General features: G+C 33.5%; 26 protein-coding genes and 1 pseudogene. 14 read left to right on the top strand and 13 right to left on the bottom strand.

Translation table 11 applies throughout. The features are described 5' to 3' along the window. Both BQ7474_RS00430 and BQ7474_RS00425 read right to left on the bottom strand, forming a co-directional pair. Complete coding sequence (locus BQ7474_RS00430) at positions 1–1,350, bottom strand: TrkH family potassium uptake protein (protein ID WP_073997110.1); 1,350 nt, start codon at positions 1,348–1,350, stop codon at positions 1–3. Between the two features lie 135 nt (positions 1,351–1,485). Beyond that, entirely contained in the window at positions 1,486–1,944 is a 459-nt protein-coding gene (locus BQ7474_RS00425; protein WP_073997109.1) for a hypothetical protein, read from the bottom strand. Positions 1,945–2,043: 99 nt separating this feature from the next. Between BQ7474_RS00425 and BQ7474_RS00420 the strand changes: the two genes are divergently transcribed. From BQ7474_RS00420 to BQ7474_RS00405, 4 genes are all read left to right on the top strand, one after another. Then, positions 2,044–3,744 (top strand): DUF2207 family protein, encoded by a 1,701-nt coding sequence (locus tag BQ7474_RS00420; RefSeq protein WP_073997108.1) that lies wholly within the window; start codon positions 2,044–2,046, stop codon positions 3,742–3,744. 95 nt (positions 3,745–3,839) lie between these two features. After that, positions 3,840–4,340: an LURP-one-related/scramblase family protein gene (locus tag BQ7474_RS00415; RefSeq protein ID WP_073997107.1), complete on the top strand. Its 501-nt coding sequence runs from the start codon at positions 3,840–3,842 to the stop codon at positions 4,338–4,340. 9 nt (positions 4,341–4,349) lie between these two features. Beyond that, positions 4,350–5,369 (top strand): M42 family metallopeptidase, encoded by a 1,020-nt coding sequence (locus BQ7474_RS00410; RefSeq protein ID WP_073997106.1) that lies wholly within the window; start codon positions 4,350–4,352, stop codon positions 5,367–5,369. A gap of 196 nt (positions 5,370–5,565) precedes the next feature. Then, positions 5,566–8,235, top strand: a complete 2,670-nt coding sequence (locus tag BQ7474_RS00405) for a cation-translocating P-type ATPase (protein ID WP_073997105.1) — start codon at positions 5,566–5,568, stop codon at positions 8,233–8,235. Positions 8,236–8,379: 144 nt separating this feature from the next. On the opposite strand, the gene BQ7474_RS00400 is transcribed toward BQ7474_RS00405, so the two are convergent. The 6 genes from BQ7474_RS00400 to BQ7474_RS00375 all read right to left on the bottom strand — a co-directional run bounded on the left by BQ7474_RS00400 (position 8,380) and on the right by BQ7474_RS00375 (position 12,903). Next, on the bottom strand, positions 8,380–8,826 hold the full coding sequence (locus BQ7474_RS00400; RefSeq protein ID WP_073997104.1) for a DUF6568 family protein: 447 nt from the start codon (positions 8,824–8,826) through the stop codon (positions 8,380–8,382). Continuing rightward, positions 8,816–9,484, bottom strand: coding sequence for an ABC transporter ATP-binding protein (locus tag BQ7474_RS00395; protein WP_073997216.1), 669 nt, complete (start codon positions 9,482–9,484; stop codon positions 8,816–8,818). The genes BQ7474_RS00400 and BQ7474_RS00395 overlap by 11 nt, the downstream gene beginning before the upstream one ends. A 2-nt stretch (positions 9,485–9,486) precedes the next feature. Next, positions 9,487–10,587 (bottom strand): ABC transporter permease, encoded by a 1,101-nt coding sequence (locus BQ7474_RS00390; protein ID WP_073997103.1) that lies wholly within the window; start codon positions 10,585–10,587, stop codon positions 9,487–9,489. Position 10,588: 1 nt separating this feature from the next. Next, a complete protein-coding gene (locus BQ7474_RS00385; protein WP_073997102.1) occupies positions 10,589–11,623 on the bottom strand; it encodes an FtsX-like permease family protein in 1,035 nt (344 codons plus the stop codon). Then, positions 11,620–12,564 (bottom strand): YncE family protein, encoded by a 945-nt coding sequence (locus BQ7474_RS00380; protein ID WP_073997101.1) that lies wholly within the window; start codon positions 12,562–12,564, stop codon positions 11,620–11,622. Before BQ7474_RS00380 ends, BQ7474_RS00385 begins: the two co-directional genes overlap by 4 nt. A gap of 75 nt (positions 12,565–12,639) precedes the next feature. Beyond that, the gene (locus BQ7474_RS00375) at positions 12,640–12,903 is read right to left on the bottom strand and encodes a hypothetical protein (RefSeq protein WP_073997100.1); all 264 of its coding nucleotides are present in this window, start codon (positions 12,901–12,903) and stop codon (positions 12,640–12,642) included. Positions 12,904–13,304: 401 nt separating this feature from the next. On the opposite strand from BQ7474_RS00375, the pseudogene BQ7474_RS00370 reads away from it, so the two are divergent. From BQ7474_RS00370 to panC, 3 genes and pseudogenes are all read left to right on the top strand, one after another. Continuing rightward, a pseudogene (locus BQ7474_RS00370) lies at positions 13,305–14,129 on the top strand (HAD-IC family P-type ATPase); the annotation flags it as partial. 282 nt (positions 14,130–14,411) lie between these two features. Further along, positions 14,412–14,795: an aspartate 1-decarboxylase gene (panD, locus tag BQ7474_RS00365; protein ID WP_073997098.1), complete on the top strand. Its 384-nt coding sequence runs from the start codon at positions 14,412–14,414 to the stop codon at positions 14,793–14,795. Between the two features lie 59 nt (positions 14,796–14,854). Further along, positions 14,855–15,694, top strand: a complete 840-nt coding sequence (gene panC, locus BQ7474_RS00360) for a pantoate--beta-alanine ligase (protein ID WP_073997097.1) — start codon at positions 14,855–14,857, stop codon at positions 15,692–15,694. A gap of 376 nt (positions 15,695–16,070) precedes the next feature. Here panC and BQ7474_RS00355 read toward each other — a convergent pair whose 3' ends face one another. From BQ7474_RS00355 to BQ7474_RS00340, 4 genes are read right to left on the bottom strand one after another with little or no spacing between them, the layout of a single operon-like run. Next, positions 16,071–16,985 carry a nucleoside hydrolase gene (locus tag BQ7474_RS00355; protein ID WP_159429537.1) on the bottom strand — a complete coding sequence of 305 codons (915 nt, stop codon included), beginning with the start codon at positions 16,983–16,985 and terminating at the stop codon, positions 16,071–16,073. Further along, on the bottom strand, positions 16,985–17,890 hold the full coding sequence (locus BQ7474_RS00350) for a ribokinase (RefSeq protein WP_073997095.1): 906 nt from the start codon (positions 17,888–17,890) through the stop codon (positions 16,985–16,987). Before BQ7474_RS00350 ends, BQ7474_RS00355 begins: the two co-directional genes overlap by 1 nt. 10 nt (positions 17,891–17,900) lie before the next feature. Beyond that, positions 17,901–18,461 carry a chromate transporter gene (locus BQ7474_RS00345; RefSeq protein ID WP_073997094.1) on the bottom strand — a complete coding sequence of 187 codons (561 nt, stop codon included), beginning with the start codon at positions 18,459–18,461 and terminating at the stop codon, positions 17,901–17,903. After that, complete coding sequence (locus BQ7474_RS00340; RefSeq protein ID WP_073997093.1) at positions 18,454–18,999, bottom strand: chromate transporter; 546 nt, start codon at positions 18,997–18,999, stop codon at positions 18,454–18,456. Before BQ7474_RS00340 ends, BQ7474_RS00345 begins: the two co-directional genes overlap by 8 nt. 99 nt (positions 19,000–19,098) lie before the next feature. Here BQ7474_RS00340 and BQ7474_RS00335 point away from each other — a divergent pair, with 99 nt between their 5' ends. From BQ7474_RS00335 to BQ7474_RS00310, 6 genes are all read left to right on the top strand, one after another. Next, positions 19,099–19,551 carry a hypothetical protein gene (locus tag BQ7474_RS00335; RefSeq protein ID WP_073997092.1) on the top strand — a complete coding sequence of 151 codons (453 nt, stop codon included), beginning with the start codon at positions 19,099–19,101 and terminating at the stop codon, positions 19,549–19,551. Next, on the top strand, positions 19,544–20,521 hold the full coding sequence (locus BQ7474_RS00330; RefSeq protein WP_073997091.1) for a CehA/McbA family metallohydrolase: 978 nt from the start codon (positions 19,544–19,546) through the stop codon (positions 20,519–20,521). Before BQ7474_RS00335 ends, BQ7474_RS00330 begins: the two co-directional genes overlap by 8 nt. 43 nt (positions 20,522–20,564) lie before the next feature. After that, positions 20,565–21,224 (top strand): HAD family hydrolase, encoded by a 660-nt coding sequence (locus BQ7474_RS00325; protein ID WP_073997090.1) that lies wholly within the window; start codon positions 20,565–20,567, stop codon positions 21,222–21,224. Positions 21,225–21,226: 2 nt separating this feature from the next. Further along, a complete protein-coding gene (locus BQ7474_RS00320; RefSeq protein ID WP_073997089.1) occupies positions 21,227–21,616 on the top strand; it encodes a DUF5684 domain-containing protein in 390 nt (129 codons plus the stop codon). A gap of 77 nt (positions 21,617–21,693) precedes the next feature. Continuing rightward, positions 21,694–22,287, top strand: coding sequence for a helix-turn-helix domain-containing protein (locus BQ7474_RS00315; protein WP_073997088.1), 594 nt, complete (start codon positions 21,694–21,696; stop codon positions 22,285–22,287). After that, positions 22,230–23,144: an IS3 family transposase gene (locus BQ7474_RS00310; protein ID WP_143179974.1), complete on the top strand. Its 915-nt coding sequence runs from the start codon at positions 22,230–22,232 to the stop codon at positions 23,142–23,144. The genes BQ7474_RS00315 and BQ7474_RS00310 overlap by 58 nt, the downstream gene beginning before the upstream one ends. Before the next feature lie 306 nt (positions 23,145–23,450). Here the strand turns inward: BQ7474_RS00310 and BQ7474_RS10820 are convergent, their stop codons facing one another. Further along, positions 23,451–24,848: a Rib/alpha-like domain-containing protein gene (locus BQ7474_RS10820; RefSeq protein ID WP_073997087.1), complete on the bottom strand. Its 1,398-nt coding sequence runs from the start codon at positions 24,846–24,848 to the stop codon at positions 23,451–23,453. On the opposite strand from BQ7474_RS10820, the gene BQ7474_RS10805 reads away from it, so the two are divergent. Then, complete coding sequence (locus tag BQ7474_RS10805; protein ID WP_456236383.1) at positions 24,730–25,419, top strand: IS3 family transposase; 690 nt, start codon at positions 24,730–24,732, stop codon at positions 25,417–25,419. The genes BQ7474_RS10820 and BQ7474_RS10805 overlap by 119 nt on opposite strands. The last annotated feature ends 97 nt before the right edge of the window (positions 25,420–25,516 follow it).

Raw genomic sequence — 25,516 nt, 5'->3', positions numbered from 1 at the left:
CTAACCTATGCTTATAAATCCTTCTGGATATCTTATCAGTCTTACATCTGACTTTAAGCCAAATGATAGGGCCATAGTAATTGGACCTATTCTTCCCAAGTACATACAAAGTGTAATCAATACTTTTGATACTGCTGAGAGCTTATCAGTTATTCCAAGAGTTGCTCCTACTGTTCCCAAAGCTGAAGCTGTTTCATACAAGATGTCTATAAAGGCAAAGTCCTCTATAGCTGCTATCACAAAGCTTACAAATATAACTATAGATAAGGAAATGACAAATATAGACAAGGCTTTTTTGATGGTATCGTCACTAATTCTTCTCTTGAAAACTATAGGTTCTTTTTCATTTTTCACAACAGATATGACCGCTAGTAGCAATACAGCAAAGGTAGTTGTCTTGATACCTCCAGCTGTAGATCCTGGAGATCCACCGATAAACATAAGGCTTATCAATAGAATTGCTGTAGAGTCGTTAATTTGGGATAAATCTGCTGAGTAAAATCCTGCTGTCCTTGCAGAAACAGATTGAAAAAACGAAATCAAGATTCCATCACCTATAGTCTCATTGCTCAAGACCCCACTCTTTAAAGACTCAAGTACGAAAAATCCCAAAGCCCCAACCAGTATAAGTCCTGCATTTGTCAATAACACTAATTTTGAATGGGTAGAAATATTTTTAAAATGTCTCTTATAGTATATTTCACTTGTAACCATAAAGCCCAAACCACCAATTATAATTAGGCACATGATAGTGATATTAACTAGGTAATCACCTCTAAGTGGGTATATGGAGTCACCTAATATATCAAAGCCTGCATTACAAAAAGCAGATATGGAATGAAAAATAGAAAACCAAATCCCCTTGCCAAGACCATAAGTTGGCACAAATCTTATAGCAAGAAATAAAGCTCCAAGGCTTTCTACTACTAGGGTAAATCCTAGTACGTATTTAAAAAGTCGGATTACCCCTTCCATACTTCCTATATTTAGTTGTTCCTTTAGTATAAGCCTTGTTTTAATTCCAATCTTTTTTCTAAGTATCAAAGGAATTATAGATGCAAGTGTCATTATACCAAGCCCACCTATTTGTATTAAGGTTATTATTACAACTTGACCTAGTGTATTCCAGTGCTCTGCCGTATTTACTGGGGTTAGACCAGTAACGCAAGACGCACTTGCTGCTATAAAAATTGCATCTATTGGATTGGTAGGATTGCCTGACCTTGTTACAAAAGGAGTTGATAAGATCAACGCACCTATGCTAATTAGAATAAAAAATCCTAGAGTTAAAATCAAGGGTGGGCTCTCACTTACCCTATCGAAGAATTTCCCATTAAATTTATTTTTCATTTACACGCCTTTCTTAACAATAAAAGCCCCCTAATTTGAGGGCTTGAGTCTAATGAAATTTTACACCTCGTTTATCCAAAGTCAATAGATATTGACAAATATTTTTTAACAACTTCTAGCATTGAAATTTAAAGCTTATTTATAGGTGAATATAACTTTGTTTTTCGAAAAAACATCAGCCAATTCGCTTTTCTTTTCCTTTTTGTATCTTTGGATATCTATAGCCATTTTTCCCTTTATTTTTATAGGATATTGGAGATAGTCACCATCATCCATCACCTTGATAGGATTTATATTATCAAAGTCGATTTCACGCACTAACATATAGGTGTTGCCGATGACATTTATTCCATTTTTTGTAATTCCCCTGGCCCATCTTGAAGTAAATATATAAAACAATATGCATATAACCATGATTATTGAATTTCTAAGATCCGACTTCATCAAACGAGATACTATCATAAATAAAGCTCCAACAAATATAAGTATGCTTATATCCATCTTATTAATTCCAGGCCTTATTATAACCTTCTTACCTATGTATAAATTTACAAATCCAAGGGCTATCAAAATCCCCATAATTATATATACCATAAATTCCTCCTTAATCATCAAAGCTTTTTACTATTATATAATAAATCAGCCTAATAGGGTATAAAAATAGTGAAAATAAGTTATTTCAAAGGAGATAAAATGAGAAAGTTTAAAAGAATTCTTAGCTCTATTCTGCTAACTATAATAATACTTTTACCAAAATCAGTTCTTGCGGATGGCTTTAAATACATAAATTTAGATATAAATATAGATAAAAACGGCAAAGCTTCTGTTACAGAAGAGTGGCAAATAGACGAAAGAGACAATGATTATAGCGAAAGATACAAGAGAATCGAAAATCTTAAGAATATAAAAATCGAAAATTTCAAGGCAAGCCTTAACGGCGAAGAATTTAGCGAAAAAAATCCTTGGAATGTAGATGAAAACTTTGATCAAAAGACCTTTTACTATGGCAGAAACAATACTGATGATGCAGTTGAACTTTGCTGGGGGATTTCAGAGCGTGGCGAAAATAATACATATCAAATCTCCTATGACATAAATCCTCTAATCATAGGACTTAATGATAGCGATATGCTATTTTTCAAATTTGTAGGTTCAGACTTTGACCCCAAGCCAGAAAAGGTAGATCTAAAGATTAATTCTTACGAGCCTATAAGTAAAGATGTAAAGATGTGGGGATTTGGATTTGAGGGCGACATAAAGAATAATAATGGGTCTATCATAGCAAATTCTACTGGTGAAGTTAATAATGTAAATATTATGCTAAAATTCCCTAAAGGAACATTTAATACTACTTACACGGAAGATAAGTCCTTCACCGACTACGCCAACCAAGCTGTCGAAGGAAGTGACTGGGAAGATAATGAGGGTGTGGTTCAAAAAGATGAATTTGGACCAAAAGAATTTTTTCTTATCCTATTAGTGATTGGACTTCCTTTGGTAGTAATCATAGCAATAATTGCCTTGATAGCAAAAAAAAGTCCAACATATATAGCCAACTTAAATGAACTTCCAAAGAGAAAATCTCTCAAAGACTATAGATATGGTGAAATCCCTTATGACGGTAACTTGGAAGATTTGTATTTGATTGCCGTTAATGCCTTAGGCGGTTTAGTTGTCGACAATTTTATCAATGCCTTCTTCCTTAAATGGATAAATGACGGCGCTATTTCTTATTTTGAACGAGACAACGGTGGTATCTTAAAGAATACTATCAAAAAAGATAAAACTGGCGAAATAATCATAAAACACAGACCAGAAAATATGGGTCAAACAGAGCAAAAAGTATTTACTGTATTAGAAAATATAGGAAAAGAAAGCTCTGAAGGAAAGATTACAGAAAAATCTCTCAAGAAATATTTAAAAGAAAATAACAAAGACCTTGATAAATTATCAAAAGAATTGGCCGAAAATTCCAAAAAAGCCTTAGAAAAGGCTGGCTATATAGAAACTACCCGAGGAAAGAAACACGATAAAACAATTCTAACTGAAAAAGGTAAGGATTTGTACAAAAAATACATTGGCTTTAAAAATTACCTGACAAACTACGACGGCATAGATCCAAGAGATATAGATGATACAAAAATATTGGATACCTATATGATTTATGCAGGATTATTTGGAATCAGCAAAAAAGTTTATGATAACTTCAATAAAGTATATACAGGCTATAATTTCAACAATATCTACACCTATGCCTATTTGAACAATATCCACTCCTTTTCATCCTATGCTTCTGGCAACGGTGAGAGCTTTAGTGCTGCTGGAAGTGGTGGACCAACTTCCTTTGGCGGAGGAGCTGGAGGATTTGGTGGAGGGGGTGGCGGCGGCCGCTAATCTTCCACTTTCTGAAATTTTTATGATAACTTGCATTATATACGCTAAAAAATATTATATTATTAAGGCAAGCTTTTAAAAGAAAAGGATAATATATGAAAAAGTTATATTTTAAGGAAAAATTTTTCAAAATTACAGACCACTATCCCATCTTGGATGAAGACGGACGTGAAGCTTACTATCTAGACCAAGACTTTACATTTTTGGGTTATGAGTCTAAGGTTACCGACCTAAATGCAAAGACTATTTTACAAATTAGTAGGCAGCTTCTTACTTTCCTACCAAGGTATACTGTAAGTATGCACGATGGAACTAGTATGATTGTTCAGAAAAAATTCGAGTTTTTCAAACACCGTGTAGACGTAAGTCTAGATGATGATGCCCTTTACTTAGAAGGGGATATATTCCATTTGAATTTTACTGTTACAAACAAAAACGGACAAACTGTTGGAGCTGTTAACAAGAAGTTTTTTGCCCTAACTGACAATTACGAACTCATAGTTTATGACCAAGATTACATCGAAGAGCTAATAGGCCTTGTCATTTGCTTAAATAATATGATTGACTTAGAACAAGCTGCAAGTTCTGGCAGATAAGGAGGAGAAATGAACCAAGAAATTATAAAATATATCGAAGAATTGTGCAAGACCCCATCCCCTACAGGATATACAAAAAGAGCAGAAAAATACCTAATAGACGAATTTACAAAAATGGGATATGAACCCTACCAAACAAACAAGGGCAATGTCATAGTTCCCATAAATCCAGGTGATGAAAACGGCCTCTTACTATCAGCCCACGTAGATACCTTAGGACTTATGGTAAGGTCTATCAAGTCCAATGGTAGACTTAGGGTGACAAGTTTGGGCGGTTTCCCACTTTCTTATGTAGAACAAGAAAATGTCACAATCATCACAAGAGATGGCAAGGAATTTACTGGCGTTATGAGACTAAACAATCCAGCAGTCCACGGATCAAATGATCCAAGAGAAGCCAAACGTGATGACGAACACATGGAAGTAGTTATAGATGAGATTACAAATTCAGCCGAAGAAACAGAAGCTCTAGGCATCTCTGCTGGAGATTTCATAGCCCTTGACCCAAGATTTAGGGTAGACAACGGCTTTGTTAAATCTCGCCACCTAGATGATAAGGCAAGTGCAGGTGTGCTTATGGCATTGGCAAAAGCTATAAAGGAAGAAAATATCAGCCTAAGCCGCCCACTCTACATGGCCTTTACAATCTATGAAGAAGTAGGCCACGGTGCAGCAAGTGGACATCCTGCAGGAATTAAGGATATGGTAGCTGTTGATATGGGAGTAGTATATGATGACCTTAAGACAGATGAAACAAAAGTTTCAATTTGTGCCAAAGACTCCTCTGGCCCATATAACTTTGACTTAACAAACGAACTTATAGCTACAGCTAAGGAAGAATCCATCGACTATGCTATAGACATCTATCCTTTCTACGGATCTGATGCATCCGCAGCAGTAGCAAGCGCCAATGACTTCCGCCACGGACTAGTAGGTGCAGGAGTTGCAGCAAGCCACGGCTATGAGAGAACACACGAAAATGGCCTAGGTGGACTTTATAAACTCTTAAAGGCATTTATAAGCAAATAAATCTTTTATAAATTATTGCTATTTGCTTAGATGTTTGGTATATTTATCATAGCAGAAAGGGAGTAGCCCAATTATTTAATCGTCAGAACGAATTTATTTCCGGTTAAATAAACCCTAAAAAGGTGGCAAGACTTTTGGCAAATCCGCCAAAAGTCTTTTTTATTTCCATTTTGCAAATATTTTTATAGGAGGAAATATGGACTACCAAGGTTCTAAAAAGGATTTATTAGAAAAAATTGGCGTCGATCCAAAAACTGGACTAAACTCTAGCGAAGCAAAAACTCGTCTAGAAAAATATGGTCCAAACAGTATTGAATCATCAAACAAAAAATCTATGCTTCAAAAAATCCTAGACCAAATCATAGATCCCATGGTAATTTTACTTATAGTTGCATCAATCATCTCTGCTTTTACAGGAGATAAGATTGAAGCTATTATTATCATTGCAATTGTCGTTGTCAATGCTATTATGAGTATTTACCAAGAAGGTCAGGCTGAAGATAGTGTGGCAGCCCTTCAAAAGATGTCAAGCCCCGAGGCGACCGTCCTTCGTGATGGCAAACGTGGCAAGGTAAAGGCAGAAGAGCTTGTGCCTGGAGATATTGTAATCCTTGAAACAGGAGATATAATCCCAGCTGATATCAGACTACTTGATTCTAGAAACTTAAAAATCGACGAATCATCTCTTACTGGTGAATCAGTTGCAGTAGAAAAGGATGCCGAAGAAGAATACAACGAGGAAGTTGGTATAGGAGATCGTAAGAACTCTGCCTACTCATCTTCAATTGTAACTTATGGTCACGGTGAAGGTGTCGTAACAAGCACCGGAAGTGAATCAGAAATAGGAAAGATTGCAACAAGTCTAGACTCAGTGGGAGAAAAGCAAACACCACTGCAAAAACAGCTAAATGAACTTTCTAAAAAGCTTGCTATTCTTGTAATCGTAGTTTGTGCCCTAGTATTTGTTGTTGGTTACTTTAGAAGTAATATGACATTGCTAGAAAACTTCATGGTTGCCGTGTCTCTTGCAGTAGCAGCTATACCAGAAGGACTTACAGCAGTTGTAACAATTGTTCTATCAATTGGTATGAACCGCATGGTTGAGAAAAAGGCCATTGTAAAAAACCTTGTTTCTGTAGAGACACTTGGTTCTACAACAGCAATTTGTTCAGATAAAACTGGTACTTTAACCCAAAATGAGATGACCATCACCAAGGTCTTCACAGATTTTAAAGAATTTGATGTAGATGGCTCTGGTTATGCTCCAGAAGGTAAGATTTCCCACGAGGGTGAGGTTATAGATAGCCACGATCAAATCGAACTATTAATGACAATAGCATCCCTATCAAACGATGCAAATCTAATAGAAAGATCTGGAACTTATGAAATCACAGGCGACCCAACAGAAGGCGCTATGCTTACCCTTTCAGAAAAATGGGGCATAGTTCAAGAAGACTTAAACGAAGCACATCCAAGAATTGACGAAATACCATTTGATTCCGATAGAAAGATGATGACAACCTTCCATAAAATAGAAGACAGCTTCTATGCCATGACCAAGGGTGCACCAGATATCATCATCAAAAACTCTAGCAAGATCATGATTGATGGCAAGCTAGAAGACTTTACAGAAGATAAGAAAAACAAGGTTCTAGAAGAAAACACCAAACTTGCTAAACAAGCTCTACGTGTTATGGCCTATGCCTTCAAACCATATGAAACTTTGGAAGATGAGGAACTTACAACAGAAAATATCGAACGCGAGATGGTTTTTGTTGGTCTAACAGGAATGATTGACCCACCAAGACCAGAAGCAAAGGCAGCCGTAGAAGAATGTCACAAATCTGGCATCGATGTAATAATGATTACAGGCGACTACTTTGAGACAGCTCTTGCTATAGCAAAAGACCTTGGCATAGCTGAAAGAGAAGACCAAGCTATGCAAGGAAGCGATCTAAATGGCAAGTCTGAAGAAGAAATCAGAGAAATTGTAAAAACAAAACGTATTTTTGCAAGAGTATCACCACAAAATAAGGTCCAACTTGTAAATGCCCTCCAAGCCAATGGCAACATAGTAGCCATGACAGGGGATGGAGTAAACGATGCACCAGCTATCAAAAATGCTGACATCGGTGTATCTATGGGTATTACAGGAACAGACGTTGCAAAAGATACTGCAGATATGATCCTAGTTGACGATAACTTCGCCACAATAGTAAACGCAGTAGAAGAAGGAAGAGTAATATTCTCAAACATCAAAAAGTTTGTATCATTCCTTCTATCATGTAACATCGCCGAAGTATTGATAGTATTCTTATCAATCCTATTTGGACTTCCAAGCCCACTTACACCAATCCAACTACTATGGCTAAACCTTGTAACAGACGCATTTCCAGCCCTAGCTCTTGGTGTAGAACCAGCAGAAGCAGACATTATGGAACGTCCTCCACGTGATCCACACCAAGGTATCTTATCTGGTGAAACAGGCCGTGGTGTAATCTTCCAATCAATAGCAATTACAATTGCAGTCCTAGCTTCATATGTCATAGGACTTAAATACATCTTCCCAGGAAATATCGAAGGAGCCCACACAATGGTATTTGCAACACTTATCACAAGTGAGCTACTAAGAGTATTTTCTGTAAGAAGTGAAAAATACACCCTAAGAGAACTAGGATGGTTCTCAAACAAGAACCTAGTAAAAGCAAACCTATTATCATTTGCCCTACTACTAGTAGTAATGTACATCCCAGTACTAAGAAACCTATTTGAGCTAGAATTTATAAGCTGGCAATGGTGGGTAATTTTATTACTAGCCCTACTACCACTTGTAATTGGTGAGATTAGAAAAAGAATTAGAAAATAATCATAAAGAAAAACCTAAGCTAAGACTTAAGTAGACATGATAGTCTCTTAATAAGCTTAGGTTTTTTATTAACTTTGAGATTTAGTTGCTTTTTAAATTGTCACGTTTATTTATATCTGATAATTTATAAAATTAAACACTCTATTAATCCCCAACAAATCCATAACTTATAAATATTCTTTCTAACTTATCACTTGATTCTGGTATATCAGGCGTATGTAACTTGCCATCCTTTAATATTAGCAAGGATGGAACATATATAATATCATATTCATCTCTAAAAGTCTTAATATCTTTCCTATTTTCAGTATCAGTAGAATCCAAATATAATATATCTAAGTTATCTTTTTCTGCTAACTCAGATAGCATATTAACAAAATCCCTGCAAGCTGGACAAGATTCTCTGCCTATATATAAAATAAAATCATCACCTTCTTCCATTAAGTTAGTAACTTGATTCATACTTACCGACTTAAATTTTTTTGTCGACTTTTTATATGGACTATTATCTAATACATTTGTATATAAAATTAGACCTAGAAAAGTAAAAATAGCTATTATGCTAATAATTACAGATTTTTTATTCTTCATGTAAAGCTCCATTTTTTATTTCGATATTTCTATCACATCTTTTAGCAATCTCTAAATCATGTGTTACTATTAGGCAGGTGATTTTCAATTCTTTATTAGCGGCAATTATCAAGTCTATCATTTCTTTACTTGTGTTTACGTCTAAATTCCCAGTTGGCTCATCAAGTAACAATATTTTTGATCCCATACTTAAAGCTCTAGCTAGGGAAATCCTTTGTTGTTCACCACCTGATAAGTTATAAATTTCACTATCTTTTTTAGAAGCTAATCCTACCCAATCCAAATACTTTAATGCAATTTCTTGTCTTTCTTTTTTATCTACACCTCTAAAGCCCAATGGCATCTCAATATTTTCTAATACACTTAATTCTTCTATTAAGTTAAATGATTGAAATACATTGGCAATATACTTAGAACGCAATTCAAATACTTTTTTCTTGCTTAACTTCTTAATATCTTGATCCAAGAAAATATAAGTTCCATCAAAGTCTATATCTAATAAAGAAAGAATAGTTAAAAGGGTGGTTTTACCCGAACCTGATTTTCCAACTACAGATACTAAGTCCCCTTGATCTATATTAAGGTCTATACCATTAAGTATTTGCAAATGATTTTCACCATCTTTTACACACTTGCTTACATTTCTTAATGTTATCATACTCATTTTCTAAACACCTCTAATTTCAAATTTTTTGTACTTATCATTGCTATCAAAACACTCATAATCATTGAAATCATAAGTAATGTTAAAAAAGATTTTACAGAAAAACTTATTAGGTAATAAGCAGAGGAAACTTTCGGTTCTATGAAAATTGATATAAGCACAGATATGAATACGGCAAATATAGTTACTATTAATATCTCAAAAAATATATTAATTATAAGTCTTAAGGGTCTTGCTCCAAATAGATATTCTATTCTTAACTCTTTTTCTCTTTTTTCTATAAAAAGCAACATGACTCCACAAGTTCCTAAAAAAACTACTATTAAGCATATATATGAAATCCATCCAAATAACCTTACAAAATCAGCTTGACTATCACTTCCTTTTTCAAACGATGATTTTAAATTCTTTGCAAATAACTTTTTATTTGAACTATCAGATAATTTATTTATTATATAGTCATTATCCTTGCTTGTCGTAGCTAAAACAGTCTGGACATATTGTATACCTAGGTCTTTATTATTAAGAATATAGATTGAGTTATTGGGATCAATATCATTGTCTTCCATAGTAGATGTTGGAATTATATCAATATCTTTTATTTGTTTAGCCTTAAATTCATTTCCATTTATTTCTATAATATCTCCATTTATTTTATATTTATCATCTAAAAAAACCATATTACTATTCATTTTTTTATAGACTTCATTACTCATATACACTGTATCTTCCTTAGGATTAAATTTAAGGAATTGCTTGAAAAATTTAGGATTTGCATATACTAATTTAAGTGTGTCTACATTATTATCTACAATATAATCTATGTAAGAACTTTTCCCATATATAAAGTCATTATCATTTAAATCAAGAATAGATTCGTTTAGATTAAAATCACTTAAAAACCCAGTATCATCTGTTATAAATAATACATTTTCATCCTCTAACTTATTATAAATATTATGCCTTTTACTATATGCAGCTTGCTCATCAATACCAATTATAATCATAGTAAAGCAAATCATAAGTTCAATTAATAGAAAGATGTAAAATTTTTTATTATTCTTTATGTGTCTAAGAATATTGAATACATCGTACATTTTAATTAAGCCTCAACAAAATATTTAAATCATTCCTATCCATTCTTTTAGCTAAAAAATAAGTCAAAAAATATGAAAACAAGAAAGAACCCAGCAAAATTCTAAGATACACCTCTAAGCTTAACTTAAAGTAGAAGAATCCAGGAACATATGGCAGAATAATAAAGTAAAGCAATAAACCTAAGTGATATGATACTAGAGTTACAAATGTCATATCTATAGCCATCGCTTTAGAAAAGTAATCAATATTTTCACCAAATACCTTTTGAATAATTTGATTTCTAATTTCCTTTTCAATATTAGTCCTTATAATCAAATATATATTAATAAGTGAAATCAGTATAAAAATGGTAGATATGACTATTATAAATAATTTAAACTGTTTGTATATTAAAATAGTTTGTGTATAATAATCAAAAGAACTTTTTACTTTATCAACATGATTTTTTAGTTTCTCCTTTGTTAAAACTTTAACCGAACTTGGATATGTATTTGTTTTTATATTTAGACTTTGGCTTGATATTAATAAAGACTTTTTATACTCTACATTGTCAATTATTCTCTCTACGCGATAATTTGTATCATCAATTTCCAAATGATCTTTCTCTTTAATAGATAAGCTTCTTGCTAATTCATTTCCAACAAAAACAACATTTGAACTCATCAATTTATTAATCTCATCGTTTGTTAAAATAGAGCCTTTATAATAATCGTTAACATTTTTACTTAGTCCAACTGTATTTACTAACACTTTCTCATTGTTTACTTCTATCTCTTTGTTCCCTGAAAGAATAACGGAAGATTGAGAGTTATAATATGCATCAATATCTTTGAGGTTATCTAATTCATAAATATAATATTCATCATTTCTTAAACATTTATATGTATCAATATATCTATTCACCATATAAAGTTTACTCAAAAACATAGTTACAAAGTACATACCTACAGCAATAGATAAAATTGTTAGAATGAGTCTAGTCCCATTATTTAATCTTTCCTTAAATCTTATCAATAGGGAATAAGAGAAATTCATTTACTCTTAACCTCCCATAATCTACCTTCATTCGGCATTAATATTAAAATTTTAGACCCATTGCCTTTTAAAATTGCTTCTATATCTGAATTATCAAAACTAGCGATAGTATCTACATATTTAAAATTCTTATCATACCTATCAATGGTTGATCTTTTAGATGTATATACATAATAAAAATCATCATCCACCATAAAATCTCCAGAAATACTTCCTTCAATTAAAGAACCTTCCTTATTTAATTCATCATCTTTAAGTTCATATACATAAGAATCCCCTGAGTGAAAACCTTCTTCTGTTGAATTTCTATAATATTCTAATGAATTGATAAAATATATTCTATCTTTAAATACACTGGAAAATCCTACAAAGGGATTTTTAAGTTTTTGAGCATCTCCAGTTTTTGTATCTACATTTACAATTTTAGCATCTCCTGCATCTGGAGTATTCAAAGTAACATATAATATTCCTAGATTATAAGATAAGTCAACATAATGTGAGTTTGAATCTTTGTTAGATAGAGAATACACATTTGTGAGTTCATTATTATTTGTATTTATAGTAGCTATTTGAGAACTTGCACTATCGATAACAAATAATTGCTTACCAAGTTCATCAAATGTCATCAAAGATGGAGAAGCTATTTTTTCACTAGATATTTCATCAACTTTTTTTAAGTTTTCATCAAATACCTTTATGCTGGAATCATCAGAATCAGATATGTAAACCTTATTATTTATAAGCTCTATACCACTAGGAGTCCCAATTCCTAAAGATTTAAGATCAATATCATTTACTGTGTAATCCTCATTTATAATTTTCTTATGACTGTATATTTCTTGATCTGCATCATAATCTTCATCAGCTTTATTATTTGAACAAGAGACTAAAATTATCCCTAGAATAAACAATATTATATACTTTTTTTTATTAATTTTCATAAAAGCTCCTCTAAGTTAATGAATAAACTAATTAGGCTTGGATTAAATTAATGATTTTATATAGTTCTAGTTAAATCAGCAACCACAATCAATGGCTTTTCTTACTGTTTTATAATCCCAATACGTTGTATTATCAGACTTTACGCATTTTCTCTTATTATATTGATATTGCACCAACGCTGTTGAATCCCAAATACCACAATGTTCATTATAGCATTTTGGATTTGTAGTACTGTAAATATAATAAGTACCACAACCAGCAGCATTAGAGATATTATAAGCTCCAATTACTGACATAATTGAAAAAGCAACAACTAATAATTTTTTTGTTAAATTCATTATATTAGCCTCCAAAATCCAAGCCATAATTAATTCATAAAGGCAAATGTTTACCCAGTAAAATTATATCAACCACCAAGAATTTTACAACTATATTTAATATAATTCCACCCCAATAAAAAATATAAATAATTTCTATTATAAATAATATGTGCACTAAATAAGTAGTATATTTTTCGGATAAAAACTAGTAGAAATAAAGCTACTGCTGTTTAGTATCTCATCAGCTTAATTAGCAAAAGTATAAAAAAAATCTAAACTAATAAATTAATGTGACTTCTAAAGTTAGGCCTATGAATTCAAATTTAAGTGGGTATGGTAAAACTAATCAGAAAGCTTCTATATTAATTTTTTTATAATTTGACATATATTCTAAATCTTAATATCAAAAATATATACTATTTGTAAATGCCATCCAAGCTAATGTCAACATAGTAGCCATGACAGGAGATGGAGTAAACGATGCACCAGCTATCAAAAACGCTGACATTGGTATTTCAATGGGTATCACAGGAACTGACGTTGCAAAAGATACCGCGGACATGATCCTAGTTGACGATAACTTTGCTACAATAGTAAATGCAGTTGAAGAAGGAAGAGTAATATTTTCAAACATCAAAAAGTTTGTATCATTCCTCCTATCATGTAATATCGCCGAAGTATTGATAGTATTCTTATCAATACTATTTGGACTTCCAAGCCCACTTACACCAATCCAATTGCTATGGCTAAACCTTGTAACAGACGCATTCCCAGCCCTAGCACTTGGTGTAGAACCAGCAGAAGCAGACATCATGGAACGCGAACCGCGTGATCCTCACCAAGGTATCTTATCCGGTGAAACAGGACGAGGTGTAATACTCCAATCAATAGCAATAACAATTTCAGTCCTTGCTTCTTATATCATAGGACTTAAATACATCTTCCCAGGAAATATCGAAGGAGCCCACACAATGGTATTTGCAACACTTATCACAAGTGAGCTACTAAGAGCATTTTCTGTAAGAAGTGAAAAATACACCCTAAGAGAACTAGGATGGTTCTCAAACAAGAACCTAGTAAAAGCAAACCTATTATCCTTTGCCCTACTATTATTAGTAATGTACATCCCAGTACTAAGAAACCTATTTGAGCTAGAATTTATAAGCTGGCAATGGTGGATAATCTTATTACTATCATTATTACCACTATTAATAGGTGAAATTAGAAAAAGAATAAGAAGATAGAAAACAAAACTATCATTAAAACTGACCAATTTAGATCTTTAATAATCTAAAGAGGTCAGTTTTTTTATCAAATAAGAACTTGTTAATTAATTATTAAAATATTATAATACCAGTGGAGATGGTATTTCTAGTGAAAACTATACTCTTTTACACCATTATATTTTACAAATGAGCTTATATAGCTAATGAGACTCAACATATTTATTAGTTACTTAGTCAAGGCCATTGATTTTTATTGTTAAAAAATAAATTATTAGTGTGCCTCTTTTTTTAGGGGAGATTATGGAAATAGAAATGTTACAAGCTAAGATACACAGAGCAACAGTAACTGAAGCCAATCTTAACTATGTTGGATCAATCACTGTTGATGAAGTATTGCTTGAAAAATCTGGTATAAGAGAATACCAAAAAGTACAGGTTGTCGATATTAATAACGGTGCAAGGCTAGAAACCTACACCATAGCAGGAGAAAGAAATTCTGGTGTCATCTGCCTAAATGGTGCCGCTGCAAGACTAGCTTCTGCTGGTGATAAGGTGATAATTATGGCCTACGCCAATTATAGTGAAAATGAATTAGAAAAGTATAGTCCTAAAGTTGTATTCGTTGATGATAAAAACAAGGTGGAAAAAGTATCCACTTACGAAAAATACGGGACTTTGTCATAAATAATATATAATTTAGTGGTGTATGAGGCTATCTCTAATATATTTTAGAGGAGAATTATATGAAAATTGTCAAAAGTATTGACGAATTAAGAGAAGATTTGAAAATATACAAATTGGAGGACAAAAGCATAGGCCTTGTTCCTACCATGGGATATTTGCATGAGGGACATGCTAGTCTTATTAGAAGGGCACGTGAGGAAAACGACATTGTAGTTGTATCAGACTTTGTAAATCCTATCCAATTTGGACCTAAGGAAGACCTCAATACTTATCCTAGAGACTTAGAAGCTGATAGTAAATTATGCGAAGAAATTGGTGTAGACTTTATATTCGCACCAGAAGCTAGCGAGATGTATCACGATAGAAAAACTTTCGTGGATATAGAAGAAATGTCTGATAACTTATGCGGAGCAAAAAGACCAGGACATTTTAGAGGAGTTTGCACAGTTTGTACAAAATTATTCAATATCACTGGTGCTAATAGAGCCTACTTTGGTCAAAAAGATGCCCAACAAGTAGCTATTATCAAAAAAGTTGTAGAAGATTTAAATATTCCTATTGAAATTATCGCTTGTCCTATTGTAAGAGAAGATGATGGCCTTGCCCTATCTTCTAGAAACACTTATCTATCCAAAGAAGAAAGAAAGGCTGCTCTTTGCCTATCAAAGGCAATCTTTAAGGGAGAAGAGTTATCCAAAGCTGGTTCTAGCCTCGATGAAGTTTTAGGCAAAATGAAAGAAATTATATCTGCTGAAAATCTTGCCAAAATCGACTATATAAGTGCAGTAGACTTAGCAACTATGAAAGATGCAAAAGACTTCGATGGGGATAGACTTATCGCTATAGCAGTATATATTGGCAAGACTAGACTAATAGATAACTTCATCTATAGAGACTAGTATAGAAGAACTACCTGGGATTTCCCAAGAAAAAATTTTGGACCTTTCATAATAGTCCTTTACTTAAAAGCATATTTATTGCCCTAAACTTGGGCTATTTATCAGCTTTAATAGCTGAAAGAACTAAATTTATTTACTATAAAAGGAGTTATGGTTTATAAGCATAGCTCCTTTATTTTTTGCTTTATTTAGAAGTATCTCTAAAGATCAAAAAAGCCAAAATCATTTCCACAAGGCCAAAAATTATAAGAAGTCCAGGCCAAAAGCCTATTTTCCCTTCATATGAAATATAATGAATTCCTTGAAATAAAAATAATATTCCCAGCAATAAATTTATTATTACTTGTAAATTCTTTTTCTTCTTTAAAAGCCCTTATTAAATTAAAGTTTTCATAAAGATTTTTTCAAATTTTTCCGTGTCTATATCTGTCACAAAATTTACATTTTTATTAGCCTTGGATATAGCTCTCATGTCAGCTACGGTCATGCCCCTTGTAAATTCTCCTCTTGTTTCCACGTCCATATGGACCATGGTACTTTCAAAGATTTCTGGATTAGTATGATACATTACTGCAAGGGTATCGTGCATATAGGTTGTATAATTTTCTTCAGCTCCGGTTTTTGCTATGCGGCGATCCATTATATCTGCAAGAATTTGATTGATTTTCTTGCCAGATTTCTTAAATTCATCATGCATGGCAAGGTTGTAATAAGTTTTTGTTGTCACATTAAGGCCTACCATATTAACCCTAATCCCAGATTCAAAAACTATTTTGGCAGCTTCTGGGTCTGCATAAATATTAAATTCTGCTACAGCTGTAGTGTTTCCTCGTCCAACGACTCCACCCATTATTGTAATTTCTGAGATTTTTTCCTTTAACTCTGGATGGGCTAGGATAAGGGCGCCTATATTTGTAAGTGGTCCAACCGCTATAATTAGAACCTGATCATTTGCCCTTAATACATCTGCCATAGCATCTATGGCTGGCTTATCTGACAAATCTGCTAGGTCACCTTCATCAAAAAGATAGCCTGATAGTCCATCTACCCCATGGAATCCTTCTGCTAGGATTTGTGGGCCAAATAAGGGCTTAGCAAGTCCCCTGTGTATTGGCACATTCCAATCCATGGCTTTCACAAGGCCACGAAGATTTCTTGTAGTATTTTCTACTTTCACATTGCCTGCTACAGATGAGACCATCTTTACATCAAAAATCTCACTTTCGTGCAAAAAACTTAGGGCAAAGGCATCATCTATGCCTGGATCTGTGTCAAAAATTATTTTTTTCATCATAACTCCATATTATTTTCTTTTATATATTCTTCTACTTCTTTTAGGCTAGGAATAGAATTGGCTGCCCCACTCTTGGAGCAAGCAAGGCCAGCTGCAAGGCTTGCTAGATTTAGTGACTTTTCAAGGTCTGCTCCCTTTGAGATACTTGCAAGAAAATATCCTAAGAAAGTATCACCAGCTCCTGTAGTATCAATTGTCTTGGTCTTAAAGCTAGAAAATTTAATCTCTGTATCCTTTGAGGAATATATACCACCATCTTTGCCAAGGGTTAAAAGAAGATTTAAATCTTTATAGTTCTTTCTAAAATAATTTATTATTTGATCCAGATTTTCGCATCCGCTTAGCTCATATGCCTCGGTTTCATTTAGGATAAGAGTGTCAATTTTGTTAAAATCAATAGTTTTTATTGTTTGATCGACTGGCGAAGGATTTAAAAAAATTTTCATTTTTCTTTTGCTAGCTACATCTACAATGTATTGCAAGTTAGATATCTCATTTTGCAAAAGTAGAAAATCATCTTCCTCAAATTCAGCCAATACTTGGTCAATATAGGACTTATCAATCTTTTTATTAGCCCCTGCTTCTACGATGATAGAGTTGTTGGCGTTTTTATCTACTTGGATTATGGCATGGCCGGATTTTCCAGAAACTTTTTCAACTAAAAATTTAACCTTATTTTCCACCATATAATCTAGTAGTATATCTCCATCATCTTCTCCTACATAACCCGCATGAATAAGGTCTGCACCAGCTCCCTTAAGAGCTATGGATTGGTTTAGTCCCTTGCCACCCATTCCTTCATTATAAGATATGGCAGATATAGTCTCACTTTCATTTACTATGTGATCTAGTGAATAAACTTTATCAATATTTAGTGATCCAAAGTTTAAAATTTGCGCCATATATTCCTCCTTACAAGGCAAACACCACACCCAGAATAGCAGAAATTGCAATAATTACAAGTGGGTGAATTTTCTTAAATTTTATCAAAGCAAATAAAAATACTGCAAATAAGGCTATAGGAATAGGTCTTAATAAGTCGATAATATTTCCACTTGCCCTAAACAAATCTACATCAAAAAGTGTTATGACCATTACAGAGCTCATAGCTCCAAGGATAAGGCCAGCTGTGGCAGGTCTGATAGTTGTAAACATATTTTCTATAGTTTGTGAGTTTTTAAACTTTGCCATCATTCTAGATATGATAAGGACTATGATAATAGGCCCAGTTATAAGCGATATGGTTGCGAGTATAGCACCAGGGAATCCATATGACTTAAATCCAGCAAAGGTTGCAATATTTATTCCTATAGCTCCTGGAGTTGACTCAGAGACAGCTATCATATCAAGTAGGTCTGCTTCGCTAAACCATCCGTAATTCCTAGCCATATCCTGAAGGAAAGGAATAGTTGCCATACCTCCACCTACAGCAAATAGTCCAGCCTTGAAAAATTCCCAAATCAACCTAAGCATATTTCTTACCTCCTCTATTTCCAAGCAAAATCCCAAAAACCCCAACAGCAATTACAATTACAACAGGCGAAATAGATAAAAATGCAATAGCTGCAAAGGTTAGCAAAAATATTACGAACTTTAGAGGTGTATTGGCATTTGACTTTATCATCTTAAGCACCGAATAAAAAACAAGAGCCGAAACTCCAACTCTAATTCCAGCAAAGGCGTGCTGAATAAAAGAAAGATGAGAAAAGTTCTTCAAAAAGTTGGCAATAATCAAAATAATAATTATAGACGGCGTAATAAAGCCAAGGCTTGCAACAATCCCTCCCAAGTTTCCAGCCTGGGAATAACCACAGAAAGTTGCAGTATTTACCGCAATAATCCCTGGTGTAGACTGGCCTATGGCATAGTAGTCCAAAATCTCATCGTGAGTTGCCCACTTTTTATTATCGACAACCTCACGCTCTAAAAGCGGCAACATAGCATAACCCCCACCAAAAGTAAATAATCCTATCTTGGCAAAGGTTATATATAATTCTCCTAAAATATTCATAGTAAACTCCTTATATATTAACAGTATATCACATATTTTTTTCCTTATTTACTCATCAATTGTATAGTGATAATAGAAAGCATAAAAACAGGAGATAAAATGATAATACTTGATGAAAATCTTAAGCTAGATGACAAAGATACGCTAACGCATATAAGATATCCTTTTAGCCTGGATAGGGACTATAAGGCTATTAAGATTAATTTAGACTATGACCCAAGCGACGTTCCAAAAGAATACGGCAAGCAAAGTCTTAAAGAATGTGTCGATAAATATATGCCAGAAGAAGATTACAGCCAAGAAGAACGAGATGATATCCTAAATAGTAAGATAGCAAATCTTCTTACGACCTCACTTTTGTACGAAGGGAAATTTGTAGGAGCCTACCACAACAAGAATAACCACCAAGAAATCATTGTTTCAAAGGAAAAGTCCTCTCCTGGTTACAAGAAATTGGATGTTAAGAAAGGCAACTACGAATTTGTCCTAAGTATGCACAGCTCAAATTCAAAAATTAATGCACATTTTTCATTGGAGGCCATAGATGACTAAGCTAACTTATAGACCAATAGAACTTCACACCCACACTATAAATTCTGATGCCAAGTTCTCACCAAGAGAGCTACTAGAAGCTGCCAAAGACTTTGGTTATGATGCTATTTTTGTGACAGACCACAACACAAATGCAGCTCTAGAAGAAATCTATGAAACAAAGCTTGATGAGGAAATCTTACCAGCCTTTAGGGGCAGTGAATGGACAACTTTCTATGGACATATGGTAATCCTTGGTAACGAAGAAATGGGAGATTATACCAAGGCAAGAATCGACAATATTTCAGAGTGCATAGATGAGATTAGGGCAGATGATAATAATATAGTAATCGGCATAGCCCACCCTTTTGATATAGGCAATCCTTTCTGTACAGGTTGCCATTGGGAATTTGAAGTTGATGACTGGTCCAAGTTTAACTATCTAGAACTTGCCAATAGTGGCAATCCACAAGATAGTATCGCCAACGAAAAATCCTACAAAAAATGGATCGACTTGATTGGCCAAGGATACAGACTTGCAGCCCTAGCCGGTCGTGATTGGCACAGCCTTTCTTCCAAAGACAAAAACTTTGCTATCAATATGCTAGGATTTGATAGCGATCTTTGTGAGGAAAATGCCCTAGCTGCCATTAGAAAACTTAACACCTATATTACTTATGGACCTATAATGGATCTAGATCTTGAAAATATGAACTTAGGCGATGAAATCAGTGAAAATGACCATGTCAAAGGCTCTGTAAAACTTGATAAGCCGAAGTTTAAAAACTACGAAAACTTCAAAATCGACCCAAAAAGATTTGTAATTTACAACAACGAAGAAATAATGTTTGACAGTCAAATATCTTACCAAGAATCAATCAACTTTGATATTAAGGGAAAACCTGGGTATATTAGATTTGAAGTGATAGGAGATTTGAAGGAAAAACATGACTACCATTTAGTGGTAACTTCTCCTATTTTTGTAAGATAATATATGTGACACCAGCAGTGTCACTTTTTTATTAGGAGGATAAATGAAATTACTTTTTGACTGCGACGGCACAATACTTGATTCCATGCACATATGGAGCGAGCCAATTAATGGGATTTTTGAAAAATACGGCTTTAGCTTTGAAGGACTTGATAAGGAAGAAAAGGGAAAAATTGAAGCACTTCCAATGGGTGGCATGATAGATTATATAGCTGAAAATATTGCCAAAGATATGAGCAGAGCGGAAGTTAGCAAGTACTTTGAAGATGTAATCGAAGATGGCTACAAAAATCACCTAATGCCAAAAAAAGGCGCCTTGGAAATATTAACAAAACTCAAAGAGGCAGGTTATGAAATGGCTATAGCTTCATCAACAGATTCAATCTATCTCAAACTTGCCTTTGAAAGACTAGGAATTAGCGACTACTTCAGTTTTCTTAACACACCAGATTTGACAGACCTAAACAAGGCAGAAGACGCTTATTGGCAAAACGCTATAGACAAATTTGCTGTGCCAGCCGATCAAATCATCCTCTTTGATGATGCCCTCTATGCCATAAATGCAGCAAAAAAACTTGGCATCAAGACCTGTGGGCTAAAAGATTTCCCTTACAACGAGAGAGAATGGGAATATATAATAGAAAGCGCAGACCAAGTCCTAGATACAATTGCTGATATAGATATTGACAAATTGGAAGATTAATTATGTTTTCTTATAATGATTTGATTTGGAATACCCACGGAAATAGTAACTACAGGTTTAGCCTATTTGTATTTTATGTTTTACAAATAATAGTATGGTGGAGACTTTTTGAAAAAGCTGGAGAAGAAGGCTGGAAATCTATAATACCAGTCTACAATGTATGGGTAGCCTATAACATTGCCAATCCAGGCAGTTCAAATAACATACTTTGGTTTATAGGATCCTTCATTCCCCATATCCAAGTATTAGTCTTTATCTTTATGGGCTATAAATTCGCATCAAAGTTTACAGATAATATAATTATAAGAATTTTATACATGATATTCCCATTTTTGACTGGCTTCCTACTAGCATTTTCAGATCAATTCCAGTATTCACCAAATGACCAATAAATAATAAAAAGACCCCGAGAGTGTACTGACCCCCAAAAGTTGGACTTAAAAACCAACTTAAGGAGGTCAGTTTTTTAATGACAAAATACAGCACAGAATTTAAGATGAAATTAGTAAAAGAATATCTTGAAGGAAAAATAGGATACAGAGAATTAGCAAAAAAATACAATATCCCAGACAAGCATACTATTAGAACGTGGGTTAATGCTTACCAATCCCAAGGTTATGATGGACTAAAAGTATCAAGAAAGAATAATAGTTACACTTTAGAATTTAAACTAAATGTAGTAAACTTGTATTTAACAGGAGAAATGTCCTATCAAAGCCTATCAAACAATCTTAAAATCAATAATCCATCAATAATCGCTCGATGGGTCAATGAATATAGAAAAGAAGGAATTGAAGGACTTAGACCCAAGAAGAGAGGAAGACCTTCAAAAATGGCAAAAACACCAGAGAAATCAAAAGATATAAAATTAGAATCAACATCACAATTAACCAACGAAGAAGATAATTCATTAAATAAAGCACAACTAAAAGAAAAAATAAAGAAGTTAGAAGAAAAAAACTATTGGCTTCAACTAGAAAATGATGCAATAAAAAAAAAGATAGAATTGTCTCAAATGACAGATGCAGAAATAAGACAATTGCTAAAACAATCGAAGTCTTAAGAAGTAAATACAAACTTAAAGATTTGCTAATCTACTTTAACCTTCCAAAATCGACCTACATGTATTGGCAAAAAAGGCTAGAGCTGCCAAGCAAAGACAAAGAAATTGAATCAAAAATATTAAAAATCAGAAAAGACAATCCAAACTATGGCTACAGAAGGATAACAGCAATATTAAAAAGATCAGGACTAACAATAAACAAAAAGAAAGTACAAAGGTTAGTTCAAAAATTAAAAATACAAGTAAAGAACTTTTCAAGGAAAACAAGAAAATACTCATCATACAAGGGAACTGTTGGTAAAGTAGCAGACAATAAGATAAAAAGAAACTTCAAAGTAGAAAAACCATATACCCAAATAACGACAGATACAACAGAATTTAAGTATTTAGAAAAAGATAAATCAGGAAACTATCAAATAAAGAAACTCTATCTAAATCCATACCTAGATATGTACAACAGTGAAATACTAAGCTATGAAATATCAAAGAAACCAACACTAGAACCAATTCTAAAAGCCTTAGATAGAGCAATAAAAATAACTAACAAAAGCAAGGAAGAAAGAATATTTCACTCAGATCAAGGCTGGGCATATCAAGTAAAGCAGTACACATCAAAACTAGAATCCAATGGCATAATCCAATCTATGTCCAGAAAAGGAAACTGCTTGGACAACTCACCAATGGAAAACTTCTTTGGAATACTAAAACAAGAAATATATTATGGAAGAAAATTCTACTCATATGAACACTTAAAACAAACAATTGAAGATTTTATAAAATATTACAACGAAGAAAGAATAAAAGAAAAATTAGGATATTTAAGTCCGGTGGAATATAGAGAAAAGAATGTAGCATAAAAAACTTCCACCCCTAGGGGTGGAAAGTAATAAGCTAATACCAGAACTAGTAAACTACAAGTTCTGGTATTAGGTCCAACTTTATGGGGTCACCTTAGAGTTAGAATAAACCAACTTTTGGGGTCTTTTTTCTACTTTATGATTTAATATCATCTTATCTATGCGAATCCATACACAATTGTGGATCAGGACTTTTATTTAGATAGAATTTTAATCAAAAACCATACAAAATGTATTTTTGTAGGATAAGTAGAGGAAATCTAGGGGAATTACTTTACCTTAGTTCTTTCCATTTCTAGTAGATGATTAATTATCATCCTCTTCTTTTTTCTTTTTGCTAGCTAGGAATGCTGTTGCTGCCATTGCTAGTGTAGCTAGTGTATTAGCTTCTCCTGCTATACCAGTTTTGACATTCTTTCCAGCATTTTTGCTTGCATCTGAACGAACTTCTCTTGGTCTCTTAGCTGGATTGGTTGAACCTGCTTGACCCCTGCTACCCTTGGCAGCATCATTAGTTCCTTCATCACCCTTATCTGATGGTTCTGGTTTTGTATTTTCATCAGCAGGTGTTTTATTTTCATCATCTGATGGTTTGCTATCTTCTTCTGATGGCTTAGTATCATCATCTGATGGCTTGCTATCATCGTCTGATGGCTTAGTATCATCATCTGATGGCTTGTCGTCTTCTTCTGATGGTTTACTATCATCGTCTGATGGCTTGCTATCTTCGTCTGATGGTTTACTATCATCATCTGATGGCTTGTCGTCTTCTTCTGATGGCTTGCTGTCATCTTCTGATGGTTTGTTATCATCGTCTGATGGTTTGTTGTCATCATCTGATGGTTTAGTATCATCATCTGATGGCTTGTTATTATCGTCTGATGGTTTGTTGTCATCATCTGATGGCTTGTTATTATCGTCTGATGGCTTGTTATTATCATCTGATGGTACTTCATTTTCAATTTTTTCCCAAACTGCAGTAAAGATTACAGCATTATCCTCATCTAGTAGATCTTTGTTAAATGGTGTTGATAGGTCAAATGTATTATCTGTTCCTAGTTTAACCCATTTTACAAATTTGTAGCCTTCTCTAGTTGGTTCTACTACTCCACTTACTACTTCACCGTCTTTGACAGTTACTTTTTGAGTTGTTGGAGTTCCACCATTTCCATTAAATACTGCTAGGTATTCTTCTGCTGGGGTCTTTTCTGTTATAGTTTGGTCAGGAGTTAAAGTGTTTGTTGAATCATCTGGATAAGTTATAGTTACTGATCCATCGTCACCTACTGTTACATCGGTAGCTTCTGGATTCTTTTCTTTAACTTTATCTTCAACAGATTTCTTTTCATCATCTGTTAAGTTGTTCTTATCTTTAACTTCTGTTTTTTCTGGCTCAACTGCTGGGTTGTTTTCAGCATCTGTTTTTGCCTTTTCAGTTACTGTTACTGGTACATCTACTGTTTCTGTTGATCCATCTGGATAAGTTACTTCTACTTTTCCTGTGTAATCTCCTGGTGTTTCAGTATCGATTGTTCCTTCTGGAGTTACATCTTCTACTCTTGTACCTTCTGGAAGTTGGTCTAGGTTGGTTACGTTGTCTGTTAAGTCAACTGTTCCACCTTTTTCTACTTCTTCTTTTTCTACANAATTAAAAATACAAGTAAAGAACTTTTCAAGGAAAACAAGAAAATACTCATCATACAAGGGAACTGTTGGTAAAGTAGCAGACAATAAGATAAAAAGAAACTTCAAAGTAGAAAAACCATATACCCAAATAACGACAGATACAACAGAATTTAAGTATTTAGAAAAAGATAAATCAGGAAACTATCAAATAAAGAAACTCTATCTAAATCCATACCTAGATATGTACAACAGTGAAATCATAAGCTATGAAATATCAAAGAAACCAACACTAGAACCAATTCTAAAAGCCTTAGATAGAGCAATAAAAATAACTAACAAAAGCAAGGAAGAAAGAATATTTCACTCAGATCAAGGCTGGGCATATCAAGTAAAGCAGTACACATCAAAACTAGAATCCAATGGCATAATCCAATCTATGTCCAGAAAAGGAAACTGCTTGGACAACTCACCAATGGAAAACTTCTTTGGAATACTAAAACAAGAAATATATTATGGAAGAAAATTCTACTCATATGAACACTTAAAACAAACAATTGAAGATTTTATAAAATATTACAACGAAGAAAGAATAAAAGAAAAATTAGGATATTTAAGTCCGGTGGAATATAGAGAAAAGAATGTAGCATAAAAAACTTCCACCCCTAGGGGTGGAAAGTAATAAGCTAATACCAGAACTAGTAAACTACAAGTTCTGGTATTAGGTCCAACTTTATGGGGTCACCTTA

Origin of the sequence: Anaerococcus urinomassiliensis (assembly GCF_900128425.1) — a bacterium.
GTDB classification, from domain to species: Bacteria; Bacillota; Clostridia; order Tissierellales; family Peptoniphilaceae; genus Anaerococcus; species Anaerococcus urinomassiliensis.
The sequence above is the reverse complement of the archived record's forward strand: the minus strand, read 5'-3'. Positions and strand labels throughout refer to the sequence as shown.